General features: G+C 34.0%; 15 protein-coding genes. All 15 read right to left on the reverse strand.

What is annotated here, in order from left to right:
- Window positions 1-366 precede the first annotated feature (366 nt).
- The 15 genes from ABJD27_RS03405 to ABJD27_RS03475 all read right to left on the reverse strand — a co-directional run bounded on the left by ABJD27_RS03405 (window position 367) and on the right by ABJD27_RS03475 (window position 17,976).
- A complete protein-coding gene (locus ABJD27_RS03405; protein ID WP_348171053.1) occupies window positions 367-1,491 on the reverse strand; it encodes an aminotransferase class I/II-fold pyridoxal phosphate-dependent enzyme in 1,125 nt (374 codons plus the stop codon).
- A gap of 171 nt (window positions 1,492-1,662) precedes the next feature.
- Window positions 1,663-2,553, reverse strand: a complete 891-nt coding sequence (locus ABJD27_RS03410) for a hypothetical protein (RefSeq protein WP_348171050.1) — start codon at window positions 2,551-2,553, stop codon at window positions 1,663-1,665.
- A 106-nt stretch (window positions 2,554-2,659) separates the two neighbouring features.
- Complete coding sequence (locus ABJD27_RS03415; RefSeq protein ID WP_348171047.1) at window positions 2,660-3,205, reverse strand: DUF4303 domain-containing protein; 546 nt, start codon at window positions 3,203-3,205, stop codon at window positions 2,660-2,662.
- A 535-nt stretch (window positions 3,206-3,740) separates the two neighbouring features.
- A complete protein-coding gene (locus tag ABJD27_RS03420; protein WP_348171045.1) occupies window positions 3,741-5,354 on the reverse strand; it encodes a glycoside hydrolase family 30 protein in 1,614 nt (537 codons plus the stop codon).
- Window positions 5,355-5,446: 92 nt separating this feature from the next.
- On the reverse strand, window positions 5,447-5,935 hold the full coding sequence (locus tag ABJD27_RS03425) for a hypothetical protein (RefSeq protein WP_348171042.1): 489 nt from the start codon (window positions 5,933-5,935) through the stop codon (window positions 5,447-5,449).
- A gap of 47 nt (window positions 5,936-5,982) precedes the next feature.
- Window positions 5,983-6,147, reverse strand: coding sequence for a hypothetical protein (locus tag ABJD27_RS03430; protein WP_348171039.1), 165 nt, complete (start codon window positions 6,145-6,147; stop codon window positions 5,983-5,985).
- Window positions 6,144-7,820 carry a hypothetical protein gene (locus tag ABJD27_RS03435; RefSeq protein WP_348171037.1) on the reverse strand — a complete coding sequence of 559 codons (1,677 nt, stop codon included), beginning with the start codon at window positions 7,818-7,820 and terminating at the stop codon, window positions 6,144-6,146. Before ABJD27_RS03435 ends, ABJD27_RS03430 begins: the two co-directional genes overlap by 4 nt.
- A 508-nt stretch (window positions 7,821-8,328) precedes the next feature.
- Window positions 8,329-9,666 (reverse strand): S41 family peptidase, encoded by a 1,338-nt coding sequence (locus ABJD27_RS03440; protein WP_348171035.1) that lies wholly within the window; start codon window positions 9,664-9,666, stop codon window positions 8,329-8,331.
- Window positions 9,663-10,112 carry a MarR family transcriptional regulator gene (locus ABJD27_RS03445; RefSeq protein WP_348171033.1) on the reverse strand — a complete coding sequence of 150 codons (450 nt, stop codon included), beginning with the start codon at window positions 10,110-10,112 and terminating at the stop codon, window positions 9,663-9,665. Before ABJD27_RS03445 ends, ABJD27_RS03440 begins: the two co-directional genes overlap by 4 nt.
- A gap of 214 nt (window positions 10,113-10,326) precedes the next feature.
- On the reverse strand, window positions 10,327-10,821 hold the full coding sequence (locus tag ABJD27_RS03450) for a MepB family protein (protein ID WP_348171030.1): 495 nt from the start codon (window positions 10,819-10,821) through the stop codon (window positions 10,327-10,329).
- 45 nt (window positions 10,822-10,866) lie between these two features.
- Window positions 10,867-12,564, reverse strand: a complete 1,698-nt coding sequence (locus ABJD27_RS03455) for an NAD(P)/FAD-dependent oxidoreductase (RefSeq protein ID WP_348171027.1) — start codon at window positions 12,562-12,564, stop codon at window positions 10,867-10,869.
- Between the two features lie 77 nt (window positions 12,565-12,641).
- Window positions 12,642-13,274, reverse strand: coding sequence for a YceI family protein (locus ABJD27_RS03460; protein ID WP_348171024.1), 633 nt, complete (start codon window positions 13,272-13,274; stop codon window positions 12,642-12,644).
- Entirely contained in the window at window positions 13,267-13,917 is a 651-nt protein-coding gene (locus ABJD27_RS03465; RefSeq protein ID WP_348171021.1) for an intradiol ring-cleavage dioxygenase, read from the reverse strand. Before ABJD27_RS03465 ends, ABJD27_RS03460 begins: the two co-directional genes overlap by 8 nt.
- A gap of 75 nt (window positions 13,918-13,992) precedes the next feature.
- The gene (locus ABJD27_RS03470; RefSeq protein WP_348171018.1) at window positions 13,993-14,766 is read right to left on the reverse strand and encodes a LytTR family DNA-binding domain-containing protein; all 774 of its coding nucleotides are present in this window, start codon (window positions 14,764-14,766) and stop codon (window positions 13,993-13,995) included.
- A 138-nt stretch (window positions 14,767-14,904) separates the two neighbouring features.
- Entirely contained in the window at window positions 14,905-17,976 is a 3,072-nt protein-coding gene (locus ABJD27_RS03475; RefSeq protein ID WP_348171015.1) for a COR domain-containing protein, read from the reverse strand.
- Between the last annotated feature and the right edge of the window lie 291 nt (window positions 17,977-18,267).

Here is an 18,267-nt window from a genome sequence, read left to right on the forward strand (position 1 = left end):
AGTTTTTTCTTTTATAGGATTCTCCCAATTCTTTTAGCTTCTTCGCTCAGTTTTTTTTGACTTCCAAAGTCTATATAATTTAGAGTAGTTACTCTCTGTAGGCTTCTCTAAAAATAGCCCCACTATAAGGTGATAAATTTTGTTTTAAATTATCAGGAAACATAGAAACAACTTTTATAAAAAAGTAGTCGTAACCTTTTAGATCAACTGTTTTTATATGGATGTCTACATTATTGGGAAAGTGAAGTAAACTCACAGGAACTCCAATTAGAGATGACAAATTATAATCAATAAATGCCTATTTTATAGGTTCGAATAAATCTTCTATTTTTAATAAATCATTTATTTGTTCATAGATTACATGTTTTATTTGCCAACTAAATTTTCTAATACAAAGGCTTCAAATTGTTCTAATGCTTCTGGTATTTTTCGTCTACCAAAGCCTATTCTAAAATAGCCATTAAAATCATAAATGCCACCAGGAAGTATTAAAATGCCTTTTTCTTTCAGGGCTTGCTCAGCAAAACCCATATCATCAGTATCAAAACGCATTTTTACAAAAGCTATTGGTCCAGCATTAGGTTTGTACCACGAAAACAAGTTTGCATATTTCGTAAAAAATGTATCATAAAGCGGTAAATTATTTTGTATAATTTTCAGGTTTTTATCTAAAATAGTATGTCTATTTCTTAATGCAACACCTGCTAAAAATTCGCTTGGACCAGAATTACAAATGGTTGTATACTCTTTAAGAATGGCAACTTTTTCTAAAATTTTTTGATTTTGTGTTGCTAACCAACCTATTCTTAATCCAGGTAAACCATAAGCTTTAGACATAACACCTATTGAAACACCATTTTCATAAGAATCTGCAAATGCAGGAATTGCAAATGAAGGATTGTGTTCTAGTTCTCGGTAAACTTCATCGCAAAAAATTATAATGTTGTTGATTCTTGCAAGTTCTATTATTTCTTGTTGTTCTTCTTTTGTAAAAAGAAATCCAGTAGGATTATGAGGTGCGTTTAAATAAATAACTTTGGTTTTGTTACTTATCATTTTTTTTAGTGCTTCTATATCAAAACAAGGAGTATTTTTTTCATAATGCACATTCCAACTCAAAACCTTACAGCCTATACTCTCTGGTACAGATTGTAAAGATTGGTAACAAGGCGTTTGTACAATAACTTCATCGGTTGAGTTTAGCACAGCATGAGAAAATAAGAAAATTGGTTCTTGTGCGCCTGTGCAAACTGTTAAATCCTCTGATGTTATTTTGTTGTAAATTGTAGAAATATCTTGTCTTAATTCTGGATTACCTTGCGTATGTGTATATCCTAACCATGTTTTATCAAATACTTCTTTCGCTCCGTTTTCTAAAGAGAGTAAGTCAGCAATTGTCATTGCTTCACAATCGGAATTACAGAGGGAATGTTTAGCAGTATGTTCGTGCAAGGTGTAATATCTTTCGAGTTTGAATGGTTTTATTTTCATAGATATTTTCTAAATGACCGACAACGGTTTGTGTATGGTTAGTTGGTGTAAGCACTAAGATAACAAAAGGAACAGCGCAGAGGAAATTCGACAGAATTTCCGTGGTAAACTTTAAACACACTCAAGCAATTAATTATACACGTTGTTATCTGCTGTACTTATGCGGAATCACTATTCAATTATAGTACGTGGTATTCCTTTCCATTGTCCATCTTGTTTATATGGATAATTTTCGAAATCTTTAGTTTTTAATTTTTGATGTTTTCTGTTAAAAAAATTAAGCGTAGTTATATTTTTATAGTCTTTCCAATATGTGTTGTCTTCTTCCAAAACTTTGATGCCACAAATATTAATTTCTTTGAGGTTGATAAGGTTGTCTAGAATAGGTTTTAAAGATTCTAAATCATTACTTGATTCTAAATGTAATATCTTAAGGTTAGGAAAACTTTTATAAAAATCATGGTCATAAGATTTACAACTACTAATGTATAAAGCTTCTACACTTTCAAGAATAATTGTATCATCAGTTTTGACAGATCGATTACTGTATATTCTTAACTCTCTTAAATTCTTTAGTTTATTCAATCCTTTTAAACTTTCATAATTCCCACTGCCTAATTTTAAATACTTTAATGAACTTAAAGTAGATAGTTCCATCAAATTTTTTGATTTTGGTTTGTATTGAAATAGATTGAATTGTTGTAATTTTTTTAAAGTGCTAATATTTAAAATTTTAAGGTTCCAATCACAAGAAAGTAGTCTTAAATTTGGGAAATTTGACATATCAACTTTTGGTTTTGTATGTTCATTAATGAATAATCCCTTTAAGGATTTATATTTAAGAATTGATTCAATAGTTTCATAGTCAGATATCTGATTTCGAGCATCTGATTCATTTCCAATAAATTCAAATAATTCTAAACCATTTTTCTTCTTTAAATCGTTCAATTTAAAATTTACAATTGCATTGGGATTTTCTAAAACATATTTTTTTATTAATGAATTTGCCTCTTCAGTGTAGGTAATATTTTTATGTTGTTCACTTATAAATTCTATTGCCATTCTAATATGTTTAAAGTGTGTCTAGGTATTGCAAGTAACGTCTCTTGTATGGTGCGTTTGCGTCTCGAAGGGAGCATATGCATTATACAAATTGTTAGCTGTTTTTTTAATCTTCACTATATTTTTTAAAATCAATAAATCTTTTTTCGTTAAGAATATTTGACATCCTATCGAGCATTTTATCGTCAGTAAAATCATCGGAAACTTCTAAATGAATAAAAAAATCATTGCTTTCGTTTTTAAAGAGATCAGTTTCTTTTGTTTTAATTAACGCTTCTGAAAATAAATCAAGAATTTCATCTTTATAGTTTTCATTTCCTTTATCATATTCTTCCTCTCCGTATTTATTAATAATAGCCTGTAATTCTAAAAGTTTTTCTTCTCTTAAAGCCTCACTAATATCTTTTATCCACTCCTCCATGCAAAAGGTATAGTACAAGGACATGGTTTCAAACATTTCTCCAGTATATTCTGTTTGAGCGTGATTTAAATCTTTCTCTAATTTTTCTTTCGTGTTATAATGTATACCAATTGTACTTGCATCACCATCTGTGTATATTCCGAATGAAATTAATTGAGTGTTTTCTTTTATAGACTTAAAATGATAGATCAATGATTCTATTAATTCCTCAATAAATTTTTCTTTATTCATTTTATGTGCTTCTAAATTACAGCTAACTAGTATATAAAGTACATGTACTTTATATTATATATGTGTATTTTTTCAAATTTAATGTATTTCTTTTCTTTGAAAATATTGTAATTGAATGTTTTCTAGATGTTTTTTAGTTTTTGTAAAAGTCTCAAGAATCATTTACAAACGACTATAATTATTTGTAAATGCTTGTAGTCATTACTAGACTTACCTTTTTCTAATGATACCTGTTTACGGTTTTTCACAATAGTGATAAAAAAGACTCAGAATCACCCTAACCCCCGAAGGGGAATAAAATATAACTTCTCCTGGTTAGGTGTGTGATCTCTCCTAACGTCGAGATGACTTAGATTGCTTCTTTATATGTTTTCGCGAAAGCGGTTTTAAAAAGATTCAAGATCCCCCTAACCCCCGAAGGGGAAATAAAATAGAACTCCTCCTAGTTATTTGTGTGATCTCTCCTAGGTCGAGATGACTTAGGAATTAAAGAAACTGGTGATGGAAGGTGAAGAATACTTGGATTGGTGTTTCTTTATTTACTTCGTACATGAATCGTTTGAATGGCCTTGGGTGCAATTTGCATCTCATAAACAGTAGATTCCAAGGTTATCGATATTTCGTGAACTTCTTCGTTTCTATTAAAAATCACCACAGCAATAGATCCATCAGGATTTTTTGCAGCTGTATATATGACACCCTCTATTTCTTCGCCTTCCAAACCAATTCTGTGAGCATTAGGACGGATGAACTTACTAAAGTGGCTTAATAAATAATACAGTGGAGTATACATTACTTTGTCAGTAACAGGGTTGATAAGTACTGGGGCGCTATTAAAGTTATCATAAGGATTTGGTTGACCTTGGTTACTAAGAATAATGCACCACTCGATGTATCCCTGAGCACCGTGATTTAAGTCTGTAATGATATCAAAAGCATAGGTGTCAAATGGTACAAAAGTGCCCGCATAATCAGTACTTTCTCTCCAATATTGACCAATCGGATCATCAACATCAATATCGATACTCGATTCAGAATGAATCATCCCCTTGTCTGGCCAAGTTGTCTGTAATGTTTCTAGTTCTTGGGCGTACCAGTTATGTTCTTCAAGTTCAGAACTTGCATACCAATGAAAAGAAGTACCCCATGCATATTTTGAAGCCTCAGGATCTTCGTAAGTGGGAGTCACATAATCGTTCATGGTAGATTTATTGTGATCATAGATCAATACACGTAATCCAGCATCTAAATCATCTAGATTTAAATGACCATCTTGTACCAATTGGGGACCGAGATGATCTCGTAAAAAATCTCGACCTTGTTTGGGAGTTAGCCCATTACTATCCCAGCGAGCATCATGTGCATGCAATGGCTCGTTTTGTGGAGTAATTCCCCAGAGGTCAATTCCCTGCTCGGCGTAAGCGCTTACATATTTTGATAAATATTTTGCCCAAGTCCCGTAGTATTTAGGAAGCAAAGTGCCATTAGTCATCTCAGCAGTTTCTCCTGTTTTCATCCAAGAAGGAGGACTCCAAGGAGAAGCAATAATATTGAAGTCTGCACCAACAATGTTGGATGCTTCTTTAATCATTGGGATAATGTCATATTTAGGTTCTACCAGTTCAACACCAAGTACTTGCTCGTTTTCTTCACCAGAAAACCCTTTCATATCTTCATATATGCTGAAAGTAGAAAGGTCTTCATCTCCCTCTTCAACGTATGTGTAATGATTGTTTGAATAATCACTGCTATTAATGTGAGTTCGCGTGAGGGAAAAACCAGCACCTTCTGTTGGGCTAAATAAACGGGTCAATACATCTTTGCGCAAGTCCACTGGAATAGTAGCCAAATTCCATGCAGAAGACTCCGTAAAAGAAGCTCCAAAGCCGTAGTATTTTTGAAGTTCTTCTTCAGGAAGGAGACGTAAAGAGATTTTCTTTCCTTTTGTGGTAGTTATTTCTGCTTGATCGTTTGAAATTAATTTGAGATTGTCACCAGCCTGCGAAGTTTGATAAACATCGACTACATAATCTTGATAAACACTTTTAGGAGTGCAGCTTACAAATACAACAGATATGACCAGAACCAGCAATGGTATACACTTTGAAAGGGGAGATCGAGGAATTTGAAAAATTGTTTGGTCTATCATTTTGTTTTAATTGAGCAAATTCAGACTGAATAGAAACTTGCTGTGTTTTTGTAAATAGAGCTGTACCAGCAATGCATTGTATACGTTACATTTCAAGTCAACTTTTTTAGTACACTAATTATTTCGTTTGATTGTTCGACTAATTTCTTTTCAATCTTTTTAGACAATAAAGGGAGGTTGTCAAAGTCTGGTTCATCTTCGATTACTGCTTCTAAAATCGAATACTTAGGCATTTCTTTTCTGTTTTTGTTCCAAGTAGATTCTCTCAGTAAATCCCAATATCTTTTTTGAATGCTCATGGTATTTCCTAAAAGCCAAATTTCAAATCTCATTTCTGAGTGATTTAATATGAGCCCTAATTTTAGCTTTTTCTTTTTCAAGAAGTCATTGGAATAATAGAAATAGGTGTAGTCCATATACCCGTGAAGAATTCCTGTAAATGAATATTTTTCAGAGAGACTTTTGATAAAATCTACTCTTAACTTCATAACAAACTTCACTAATTGATTATAGGCAATTAATATGTCCCCTTTATCAAGTTGCGCTTTATACATCGCTACATAATGATTCAAGTTTTTCATATGACTTGTTCTACTTGTTTTAAAAGCAATTAAATATACTTTAAAATCTACGAACTATTTACTTTCAGGTAATTTGGGTCATTGTTCTTAGCACGTTTATAGCAGTGAGCTAGGTGTGTGATCTCTCCTATGGTCGAGATGACTAGGAATGTTTCTTTATATGCTCCTGCCTGCCGGCAGGCAGGTTCGCGAAAGCGGAATGCATACATCAATTAGTAGTAGTTTTTAAATGATTATTTGAGCCAGTCATTTCCCAATGAGCCAATGATGTAGGGATATTTCCGATACTATTTAGGGTGTCAAAAAAGTCTTTCAGAATAAATGGTTTGTTTTGTGATTCTTGTATTCTGGCATAATCTGCCAATGCATTTTCTAGTAAATATTTACCCGTAATATAACTTGTTCCATATCCTGGTTGACGTAAATACAAATGTTGCTCAAAAATGAGGAGTTCCTTTTCAGTCTTCATCCAACCACGAGGTGTGTATTCGCTATGAATACCTCCAGCTTCCTCCATGGTCATCTCATTGGCATGCGCATATAATGATCCTAACCCTCTTGCAGCACGTTGCGCAATCATGATATATACAATCTCTTTGGTTCTTGGGCTATCATCATATAAACCCGCTTGCATAAATAGTTCTTCAACAGCTGTGGCTGTCCCTTCATTTCTTGAATCGAAAATATTATATAATAATGGTCCTTTTCTTATCTCACTTTTATGTGGCTCCGTATCCATACGTGCTAATTCAAACCAATGGTAAAAATGGGAGTATAAAGGTCTAGGGTCATAATGTTCTCCTATGAGGAAAAAATTTCGTTTCTCTTTTGGTACAAACGCGCCTAAATGCTCACGTAATGCAGGATCAAAATAGGGTTTTACAGTAACGATTTCTTCCTGATCCAAAAAGGTAATCAAGCTTTTGGCAGCTTCATCTGCCATTTTATTGTAAGCCTCGGGAGAGCTGGCGTCCACTAATTCTGGTAATTTTCTGTTTCTGTGTTCTTCTAGTTTTAACGAAGTCCAAGCACGAGCGAGTTCACGTTTTAGAATCATCACTTCATCATCCCATGTTAAGGGAACCAAGTGTACATTTTGTAAATACCACGTGTAATTGTCTTTGCCAATTCCTGATGAACCTGTTTTTGATTTGGACTCCGCCTGCAACCAAGAAACAAAGTCATTCGTTGAAGCTATAGCTTCATCAATCACCGAAACTAATGCTGCATCATCTTTAATAGTAGCCTGCTTTTTTAGATCGGTAAGTACCACACTCTGATATTGAATATCTCTAATACCAGTGATCCATAAATCCTTAGCATTTCCTATTAAATTTTTCTTTGCTTGATCATTGAGCGGTGCAATTACTTTTAGATCCGTTAAGAGTCTATCTCTTTCTGTTGTCGATAAAGGAAACGTATATGTCCATAGTTCTGTGGTGCCATGATTGGTTGGCCCCTCATGAGCTGGCACATCGCTTCTATATGACCAAACTGATTTATAAAAAGCAGGATCACGAGCCCAAGGTTTTAAAATACGATGGTTAAAACCGTAGCCATTCATTTCTGCCCACACAATCATCCAATCCACTTGATTTTCTACGGACCAGTTTGTGGTGTCAATAGCGTGTAATCCTGACCGTAATTCTTTAAATTTTGGCCAACGCTTTTCAAAGGTTTCTAGGGTATAATCAGGAGCCCCATCTAGGAGCGGTGGTTTTTCAAATGTTCTCCATTCTTTAAATAAAGCGACTAAATCTAGATAATCATTAGAGGTGAAACTTTCTATTTTAGTTTGAGCTTCTGCGATTGTTTCTTTCTTATCCGTTTGACAGCTATAAAAGAGCGTTAATAGAAGAGAAAAAAGGATGGTGGTTGTTTTCATCTGATTCTGGTATTTTTTCCTGAATGATTTTATTTTGGTTACAACAGCTTTGGCTAAGAAACGTTGTGTTTGTTTTAGCGTGAATTTAATGAAAAAGACAAACAAAATTTCGTCTACGTGATTTTTCCAAGTGGGAAAGTCCGTTAGCAATGTTTTTTAGCCAACGGTTGAATGTCCACAATTGCTTTCGCGAGCCTGCTTGCCGTAAGCAAGAAATCACATAACAGTGAGTTAGGTGTGTGATCTCCCCTAGGGTCGAGATGACTTTAGGTTGCTTCTTTATACGCTCCTGCCTGCCAGATAATGCAGACCAATACTCCAAAAAGTCCACGGCCACATAAAGGTCATTACTAAAAAAATGGATGTTTTTTTGTTGTTCTTGTTTTTTAAAATAAGAGCCAACGGTATTGTATACTATTTTAATACTTCAAAAAAGGAATTATAATTAGGGAATTATAGTGTGGTGTTTCCTTTTTTGAAGTTTAAAAAAAAATCGAATAAAGAGTATCTACTCTTTTCCTTTTGCATTCTTATCGGTACGACCATTGTCATACAATCCTTGCAATGCGGTTACTGTGTTTCCTTCGGATAGAAAACGAATTCTAAAGCTATCATTACCTTTCAGCATAAACTCATGAGTACTATACGGAAGTAATTCATACTTTGTTCCGCTACCTCGCTGATAGAATAATTTGTCATTCTCAAAGGTCACCATACGTGGGCCATAACTTCCTGCAAAGGTTTTTAATGTTTTAGGAGTTAAGGTGACTGGATTGGTTTTTAGACGTAGCTCGGCAAGTGGCCATTCATAGAAAGCTTGTAGTCCTTCATTCTTGTTATTTTTCATAAGGGATTCTAATGCTTCTGTATAGGCTATATTGAGCGCGTCTGCTGCGGGAGTCTTGATATGCGGACTAACACCAGTGCCTTCCCAATTGGTATTGGTAATAGGGTTAATGGCTCTACCCGTAGGTACCCAAACCATAAATCGATCTGTTGCTACGACAGAACCACCAGGATGTGCTCCGCCACCTGTCGTCTCACCTACTAACGTAGCACGTTCTAGATGCTTTAAGTTATAACTAAACTCCTCTGCTGCCGAGAAAGTACTACCACTCGTTAATACATAAACAGGAGTCTCTGGACTGCGTGTACCATATACATGAGGTAAAGTCCAGGTTTGAGAATTTTGATCTGATGGACGCCAATAGAAATTGTTTAAATGAACAGGATCGCTTCCAAAGAGGTAACTCGTGATGAGTTGAATCATAGCTGGACTTCCGCCTCCGTTATTTCGAAGATCAATAATAATCGCATCTGCATTACTCAAGAAGTTCATGGCAGCTACGGCAGCCTCTCCAGCGTATTCTACATTAGAGAAACTTCGAAGATCTAAATAGCCAACATTGCCAGCCATGATTTTTACTTCCTTAAAGCCAAAGTTATTTCGCTTCAAATTGCTGACATAACGCTTTAAAAAAGCGACGCTATCTTCGGCGGTAACTGTTTGTTGTTGCTCAGCTATTCGGTCGGGAGAAAAAGTGACTCTTATATGTTTATCGTTACTAATTGCTCGGAGATCTGCCGTTAATATGGAGGAAAATTCCTGAGGATCTAAGATAGATTTGTAATTGCCTTTCTTAAGTTTTGATTCAATGTTTGAGGACATTTTTGCTGCAATCTCTGGGAAAACATAGTTGGCGTTTAGTTTACTGCTTATAGAATCGACAACAGTTTGTTGTTCTTTTGGTGTTAATGGGGTTACTTTTTGTTGTGCACTCAGAAGAGCGGTGAATAACATTAACAGTGTGACTACGACTATGGTAGATTTTTTTATAACTTTCATAATATCATGTTTTTTGTACAATTGGTTTTGATTTTATTCAAAATGATTTCCAATTGATTGAGTTCGTTTTTTGTGATTCCTTTTAATGATGAATTTCTATTGTGATGAATGATAGGAGGAAGGGTTTCCAGAACTTCCTTTCCTTTGTCTGTGATTTCAATTTTGTAACGCCTTCTGTCCTCAGGATTCATGGAGCGTTTCAGGTATTTTTTCTGAACCATGGTATTAATCATGCGCGTCATTGAGGCGTTGTCTTTAAACACCAACTCGGCAATTTCTTTCTGAGTTAAGTCTGGATGCTTATTTAGAAAGAGAAGTACCAAACCCTGATCGATAGTCATGTCCTGTATTTGCTCTGAAATATTTTTCTGTGCAAATTTTCGATATTCTTTAATGGTGCTTTCGATGACATGAAATATTGTTTCCGACGGAAGGGGTAGGTTCATATACTATGTATTTGATACAAATATAATTGATATGTCAATTATATTGATGTGTTTTAACTTTTTTTTAATGTATTGTGTTGTGTATTCATATAACCATGAGCTAGTTATGTGATCTTTTCTAGTGTCAAAATGACTTAAATTGTTTCTTTATACGCTTTCGCGAAAGCGTATACCTGCAACATTAAAGAGGTATCATAAGGAGTATGCTGTACGATTATTTTATAGAATACAATTTTGCAACCTGCGTAAAATCTACCGAATCATTGATTTCATAAAAATAATCCAGTTGCCATTTTTGTGTTCGCGCTGCTTGTTTACTTTTTGGAATGTCCCAAGAAGGATATACCCTGAAAGCTCTTTTTCCTTCTTTGTTATCTGTGGAGATAATTCCTTTTTTAATTAGGATGGCTATTGGGAAAACAAATTGTCCAAATGTATTTTTAGTCTGTACGTTTACGACATAAAAATCAATAGGATCGGCTTGGTGAAAGGGTTCGATAGGTCCATTTTCATGTCGTTTCCAGAAGGTCACAAATTGCCCTATTTTTTTGGGTGTGATTTTAGCGTTCCTACTTATGATTTTTTGCCCGTTTAATTCAAATTGGCATGCAGCATATTCCTTACTTTCTGGTTCTATGCAAAAATTAGAAATTTCGAACCCAATGCGGTCATAAACGATAGTTTTGATGTGGGTTAAATACGTATCCATATGTAGTATTAATGCTATTGGTGTATAAGAAAACGTATAAAAAAATTAAGCAGTTTTTGATTTCATTTTAAGATGTTTCATGGCTATTTTTTTGCGCATCCAGTCAGGATAATCAGTATCATCTTCTGCTTCAAACACTCTTAAATGCTGATCATCTGATGGTTTTATTAAGTCATCTTGACGACACCCTAAAATAGATGCGGCGGTTTGTACACCCGAGTAACTAGCACCAGCAACTCCGTGTGATACAATACTTGCGCCACACATATATAAATTTTCTATTTCGCTTTTAGATTTGTAAGCAAATGGACCAATGTGTTTTAAACTCTTTTCTGTACCATACACACTACCGCGTGTAGAATTTATATAGTATTTATTCGTCAATGGAGTACCTAATTCTTTTTGCACCACATGGTTTGAAATACCGGGAATTACTTTTTCTAAAGTCACAAAAAACTTAGCGATTAACTGTTCTTTAAATTTTAAATAAGATGCAGAACGCTCTATGTCTTCGCCTTTAAAATCTTCAAAGGCATCATAATTAATATAGGTGATGGCTTCTATCGTATGGTGTTTGCCATCAAAACTAATAGGATCTTTTAAAGTAGTACAACTTATAAACATACCAGGAAACTCTTTATCTTCCAAAAGATCTTTTTTCTGCATATCATCATACAGATCGTCCATATCTTTATCGGGCATACGCCAAATATTTCCAGAGTCCATACCTAATGTTGTAACATCCATTGCGACCGTTATAAAGAGCATTAAGGATGTGCAAGAGTATTTAGTTTTATGAAGTTTTTTCTTTAATTTGGAGCTTAGATGTTCTTCTCCTATTAACTTCTGATATGTTATTCCAGGGTCTGCATTAGAGATCACACGATTTGCAAATATGTGTTCTCCAGTTGCCAACTCAACACCTATTGCTTTCTTTCTTTTTCCTGTATGATCTAATAAAATACGTTGTACAGCTGTGCTAGTTTTTATGATGCCTTCCTTTGCTTTTATAGCATTTGTCATTGCTTTTACAATGGCTCCACCACCTCCCATAGGATAAAAACCACCCATATGATAATGATGCATAATCGCTGCGTGTAATATAAAACTAGCTTTTGCAGGAGCGAGCCCATGATCTCCAAACTGAATATTTAAAATACGTTGTAATAATGGATCTTTTATATGCCAACCCAACACTCGTTTTAAACTAAATGGCGAGTATTTTCCCATATGTTTTGTGCGAAAAGGAATAGTGATTTGTTGCCACAAGCCTTTAATTTTGGGTATTAAACCTAACTGGTTCCCAACATTTTTAACCAGTTTTAAATACTTAATGATATTCTTTTTTTCGTGTGGAAAACGTTCTATTAATCGATCTTCAAATAGTTTGAAATCTGCTGGATAATCAAAACGTTCTTCTCCAATCCAACAGTGTTCAAAGGCATCTGGATTTTGACGATAAAATGCCATATCATTGGCAATACCTAAACCCTCATAGAGTTCACTTGTAGATAAACCATCGCCCACCAAGCCTACATAATGTACACCAGGTGTAAAACGATCGCCATTAAGGTAAAAGCTATGACACCAACCCCCAGGAACATCGTGTTGTTCTAAAACCAATACCTTTTGTCCAGCTCTGGATAGGCATATAGCAGCAGCTAGACCACCAACGCCAGAACCAATAATAACAGTATCAAATGTTGTGTTATGTAAAGATTTGGCTTGAGTTTGTACTGGCATCTAGTTGCTATTTTGGTCTTACAAGATAATTCTTAATTTTTTGTAAAAGCATAAAGCGAAAGAGAAGTGTATATCTTTTATTTTGTAATGATTCGTATTGTTAATTCTAAGTCTTTATCGACCAGTGTTTTATTTATGATATCACCTTTGTAGGCAATATTCCACTGAAATCGATCGATGGTAAATACCGTTGAAAAAACATGATCTGTATATAAAGCATCAAACTCAATAGTTTTTGTAATGCCTTTTAAGGTTAGGTTACCTGAAACCCTCAAACGATTCTGGGTACTCTTTTTGATAGTTATAATATCAAATACCGCTATTGGAAAATGCGCAACGTCAAAGAAATCTGAGCTTTTTAAATGGTCATTAAGATTCTTTCTCGGAATCAGTTCATGTTCTGGAATATCAGTAACCCCAATGGTTGACATATCTATGATAAAATGACCACCTATTATCTGCTTGTTTTTTGTAATGAAATATCCGTTTTTTATTAGAACTTCCCCTTCATGCTTTCCTGCGCCACGCATTTTGGTACCTTTCCAATAAACGCTAGATGCTGTAGGGTACATTGTAATCGTGTCTCCTAAATTCTTAATAGAAGATCTGCTTTCTTCTGTTATGATTGCTTTTTGAGCATCTGTATTGTATGTCCCCATACATGAATAAAGAAAAATACAAAGGATGATATACAGAATGTGTTTATTCATAATTTGGAATATGTGCTCCTAAAATAATGTCTCTTTTGCATGTGATAATTCCGTTTTCTAATGTGGGTTTTACAATACCAGAGCCTCCTCGTTTTTCTAGCCTCTTTCTTTTTTCTATAGTTAATAATGGATCATCATCAAATGCAAAAGAATCCATATAATATTCGTTTTTGGATGGTTCTTTTACGGTAAGATGTATATGTTCTGATTCTGCTCTATTTGGATAAGCGCCAGGTCTAAAAGTGTAAAATGTATACCTGCCTGTTTCATCTGTTTTTACCCATCCACGTAGATATCCATGTCTTTTTGCCCAGCCTTTTGCATTGCTTTTTGCAGCATAGATTCCTTGTCTGTTTGTGTGATAGATGTATAGAATTACATTCTTTGCAGGTGTTTTTCCATCCTTTTTAAATACAGTTCCTGTGAGTTTTAATTTGAGTTTCGCTCCTGCCTCGCCGGCAGGCAGATTCGCAAAATCAGGAAGCGTATCTACTGTTGTCAACTTTTTGGAGCCATACTCAAAAAGAGCTTCGCAACCTTGACAAGGGCCGCCTACAATTTGATTTGTGTTTTGTCCATGACAACTTATTACACTGAATATACTACAGAAGAGTACAGCAAGGATTACTTTTTGATACTTCATAAATGCTACGTTTATTTATAAAAGTAACACAGAAAAGAACTACATAGAAATAAAATAAGCCGAATGGAGTCGTTTTTATGCTAAGCCGATGCTGTCAAAAAAAGGTTTGAAATTCTGATTAAAATGTCGGCTTGCTCTTACGGATTGTTGATTTTTTAATAGGATATCATAATCTCCATTTTTGCGAGAAGAATACCCAATAATATAGCTCGTATTTACAATGGTACTTTTATGAATCTGTATAAAATTTATGGTAGCTTTTTCCTCCAAAAACTTTTTGAGCGTACTTGTATGTAGGTAGGTTTTTTCTTTGGTGACAAGCGCAATGTATGGCTTTTCGGATTTTATATATAGAATGTCTTTACAATCCAATAGTACGATATTATTTTGGTAGGCAATTTTTATTTTTTCAGAAACGAGTTGTTCTTTCGGTGTTTTTAATACAGGCTGCTTATTAAAAGAAAGAAATGTATATACTCCATATACCATAATGCAAACAATCCCATATTGAGAGGCCGTATTTATGAATGTCTTATAAAAACCAAAAGGATATTTAAAAAACACAGTTGATATTATATATACTAATAAAGAGAATACAACTAGATGAATGATACTCATCACAAGCGGAAGGAATAGATTCCTTTTCACCTTTTTTCTGATGATTAAAATAGATGGGACAAATAGTAGCCAGAATGTCCCAAAGAGTAATGACTCGGATAGATAAAATGAATAATCTCTAATAAAGGCATGTGCGAGATCTTTACTGATAACAACGGCTATGAGTGCAATCAGCGTTAGTAGTCCTTTTGTAAACGCATTATTGTATTTCTGAATGGAAATAGACATCATTTCTTGAATGCTGGTTAACTAGGATTAAGATACGTTTTATTAATGAAATTTTGTTTTAAAGAGTTGTTAAGTAATGATTACGTTAGTAGTTATACGCTTTCGCGAAAGCGTATAAAACATCATCCATTTTTTTAATTATTAATTAGGTAAAATTTTCTCCAATTGCCTCTTAAACTGTAATTGTAAATCTTCTCTATTTTTAAATACAGTTCTAAAGTGTCCTAAGTCTCCTAGTTTCTTCTTGAAGTTAAACAGGCTTTGCATGTTTTCTTCATTAATATCTTCACTTTTGATATCTGCATTTTTAAAATACGTATACACAAATGGCTTTCCAGTTTCTTGAAATTGACCAAAAGCGGTTTCAAATTCTTCAAGGGTGAATTTTCCCACTTTGGTAAAGAAGAGGCTTACAAAAATATCACAGTGTTTAATCGCATTGTTATACTCATCCTGTAAGCGGGTTTGGGACATCTTATCGATAAAATTTTCCCAAACGATGAGTTCAATAAAAACACCTTTCTTATAAAGTAGCTGATTCTCACGATGAATAAAAATTTCAAATTGCTCTCTTTCGTCTTTTAATTCATAGGAAGATGCTAGAAATATTTTAATACGTTTTTGTGTTCCTCCTCTATCTGTAGGCGTAGAATACCCATTAAGGATATCTGTTATAGGAAGATCTTCATCAAGATCTACGTGATACCATGGTTTATGCTTTATTTCTAATTTGACAAGTTGTTGGTAGTCTAACCACTCCTTTTTATAAAGGACTTCTTGCTTTACTGTTGTTTCTTTAAAGGAGTGATGTAGTTTTCTAAACGTTTCTCGTATGGTATATAGGTAGCCACGACCTTCTCCTTCATCACTAATGACTTCAATATGGATATAGTTTTTACGATAGGATTGGTACACTTTGGCACTACATGCACCATTAGAAATAAAGACACCGCTTCGCCATCGGTTTTCATCGATGATATCCTGATGCACCTCTACAATAAAACGAGTCATAAAGGCATCGGGAGAAAAATCATCATAGTCATATCTAAAATGCATAGAGGATTTACTATCCCAAGTATATTCTGGTTCTATATCTTCAAAAAGATCTGGAATAAAATAAACATTAGGTTGCTCTTTGGCAGCATAACATAAATTGAATTTATGCATCAATTCTAACAAATAGATATGCCTGCTTTTTGGAAATTTCTTTTTTGGAAGGATACGTTCCAAATCCTCAATATGTAATTTACCCTTGTTTGTGTCTTTTACTTTAGGGTCATTTATGATGGCATACACACCATCCATAATCCATTGGGGATTGATCACATTGGTATTAATAAGACGTGGGTCATCTACAAAACTCACGACTGCTCCCAACATGCTTAACAATTTTAGATTGCTTTTACGTTCTTCTTCTGGAAGGTCTTTGATAAAATCAAGCCCTTCATACTCATCATATGTAATAAAATCTGTTCCTTCTTCTTCTAGTTTTTCAAGTGCTCCTTTTACTTTGAACCACTCAGGAGGGCGTTGCTCAAAAACACCAGGCATGATATGTTTATCGCTTACAATGGTGGTAATCTTATTTTTTAAGTTCTCGAGCGTATCAACAGCTTTTCCTTCATCGCAATTCTTAATACTCGTTCTTACAAAACCAATGATGTTTGGATAGTCTCTTTGAAGGCTATTACGGTCTAAGTCGTGGGGGTCTTTATCCACTTTATTAATAACGACCAGTACTGGTGCTTCATTCCCTAACTGGTTTGCGAGTTTGAGCCAGTGATTGAGTTCGTTACGTTCTCTACGTGCTAGACTTACTAAGACATATAAGGTACGCTCAGAGAAAAAGAATTGATGCGTACTTCGCATAAATTCTTGCCCTCCAAGGTCCCAAATATTTAAACGAATATCTTTCTTTTTAAAAGGTACAGTAAGTTGACTTCGTTCTATCCCATGAGTGGTATTAATTTTCCGTTTGATCTTTCCATTTTTAAGAAACTCAATGAGGTGAGTCTTCCCATAATTACTTTCTCCTATAAAGATCACTTTAGCTTCATGAATGGGTTGTAGGGTTCCTGCTTTTTGAGCACGTTGCCAGTTAAGAATATGTTGGATTTGTTCTTTGGCAGAGAGTTCAAATACTTCGTCACCTACTTGAAATTTGTTGTTTGTTAAATCAAAATAACTTAAATTAGTTAAGTTTTCTATAGACTCTGGGAGTGATGTTAGTTGATTATTTCTTAAATCAAAATTTTCTAAATTTGTCAGTTTTCCAATAGACTCAGGGAGTAATGTTAGCTGATTCTCATCTAAATAGAGATTAGTTAAATTGATTAGTTGTCCAATAGATTCTGGAAATGAAGTTATTTTATTTTTATGCAGAGCGAGTTCTTTTAAGTTAATTAACTTTCCAATGAACTTAGGAATTGTAACAAATTGATTCCCCCATAAATAAAGTTCAGATAAGTTAGTTAAATTTTCTATGAACTTTGGAATTGTGATGAATCGATTACCTCCGAGAACCAATATTGATAAATTAGTTAATTTTTTGAGAAATATTGGAATTGTTGTCAACTGGTTGCTATTTAAATAGAGTCTAGTTAAACGAATTAATTTTCCTATAGATTCTGGTAATGAAGTTAATTGATTGTTATCTAAATCAAGCTTAATTAAATTACTTAATTCTCCAATAGATTTTGGAATTTCGGTCAACTGATTATTACTTAAATTAAGTTCGGTTAAATTAGTCAGTTTTCCAATGAACTCAGGAACTTCTGTTAATTTATTAAAGCTTAAGCTTAAGCTTTTTAAATTAGTCAATTCCCTAATAAATTCAGGTAGTGTAATTAATTCATTATGTCTTAAATTAAGCTCAATTAAATGTGTCAATTTTCCAATAGATTCTGGAATTTCAGTCAACTGATTATTACTTAGATTAAGCTCGGTTAAATTAATCAGATCCCCAATAGAATCGGGTAGTATTGTTAATACATTATTGTATAATTCAAAGATGGTTAATTCAGTTAATTTTCCAATAGATTCTGGAATTTCAGTCAACGGATTATGACTTAAATTTAGCTCTATTAAATGTGTCAACTCAAAGATTTCTTCAGGACATTCTGTAAGTTCTAAATTTGACAAATTCAATTTTGTCAATTTCTCTTGTTTTGCTTCGGCAATGCGATTTAATGCTTCTTGATAATTTTTATTCATTTATTCTTGTATATAAACGTATAATTCAAATTACTATACAGTATATCCTAGGATTGTTGTGTATATGTAACTGATTATGAGTGTCTTTTGTGTAGAGTGAAGATAGTAAAATTATCACGTGTCTTAGTACGGGTATCCACAATGACAGAGTGATTTTTTGGATAAGAGTGAGAGTGCTTTTGATTTTAGTTTTCAAGGATGCTTGGGTTTCCATTTTGAGTTAAGGGATTTCAGAGCACGTTTTGGTTCCCCTTTGGAGTTAGGGGATGGTGTGCTAGCGTAGATTACTTT

It is taken from the genome of Dokdonia sp. (assembly GCF_039945015.1).
Lineage (GTDB): Bacteria > Bacteroidota > Bacteroidia > Flavobacteriales > Flavobacteriaceae > Dokdonia.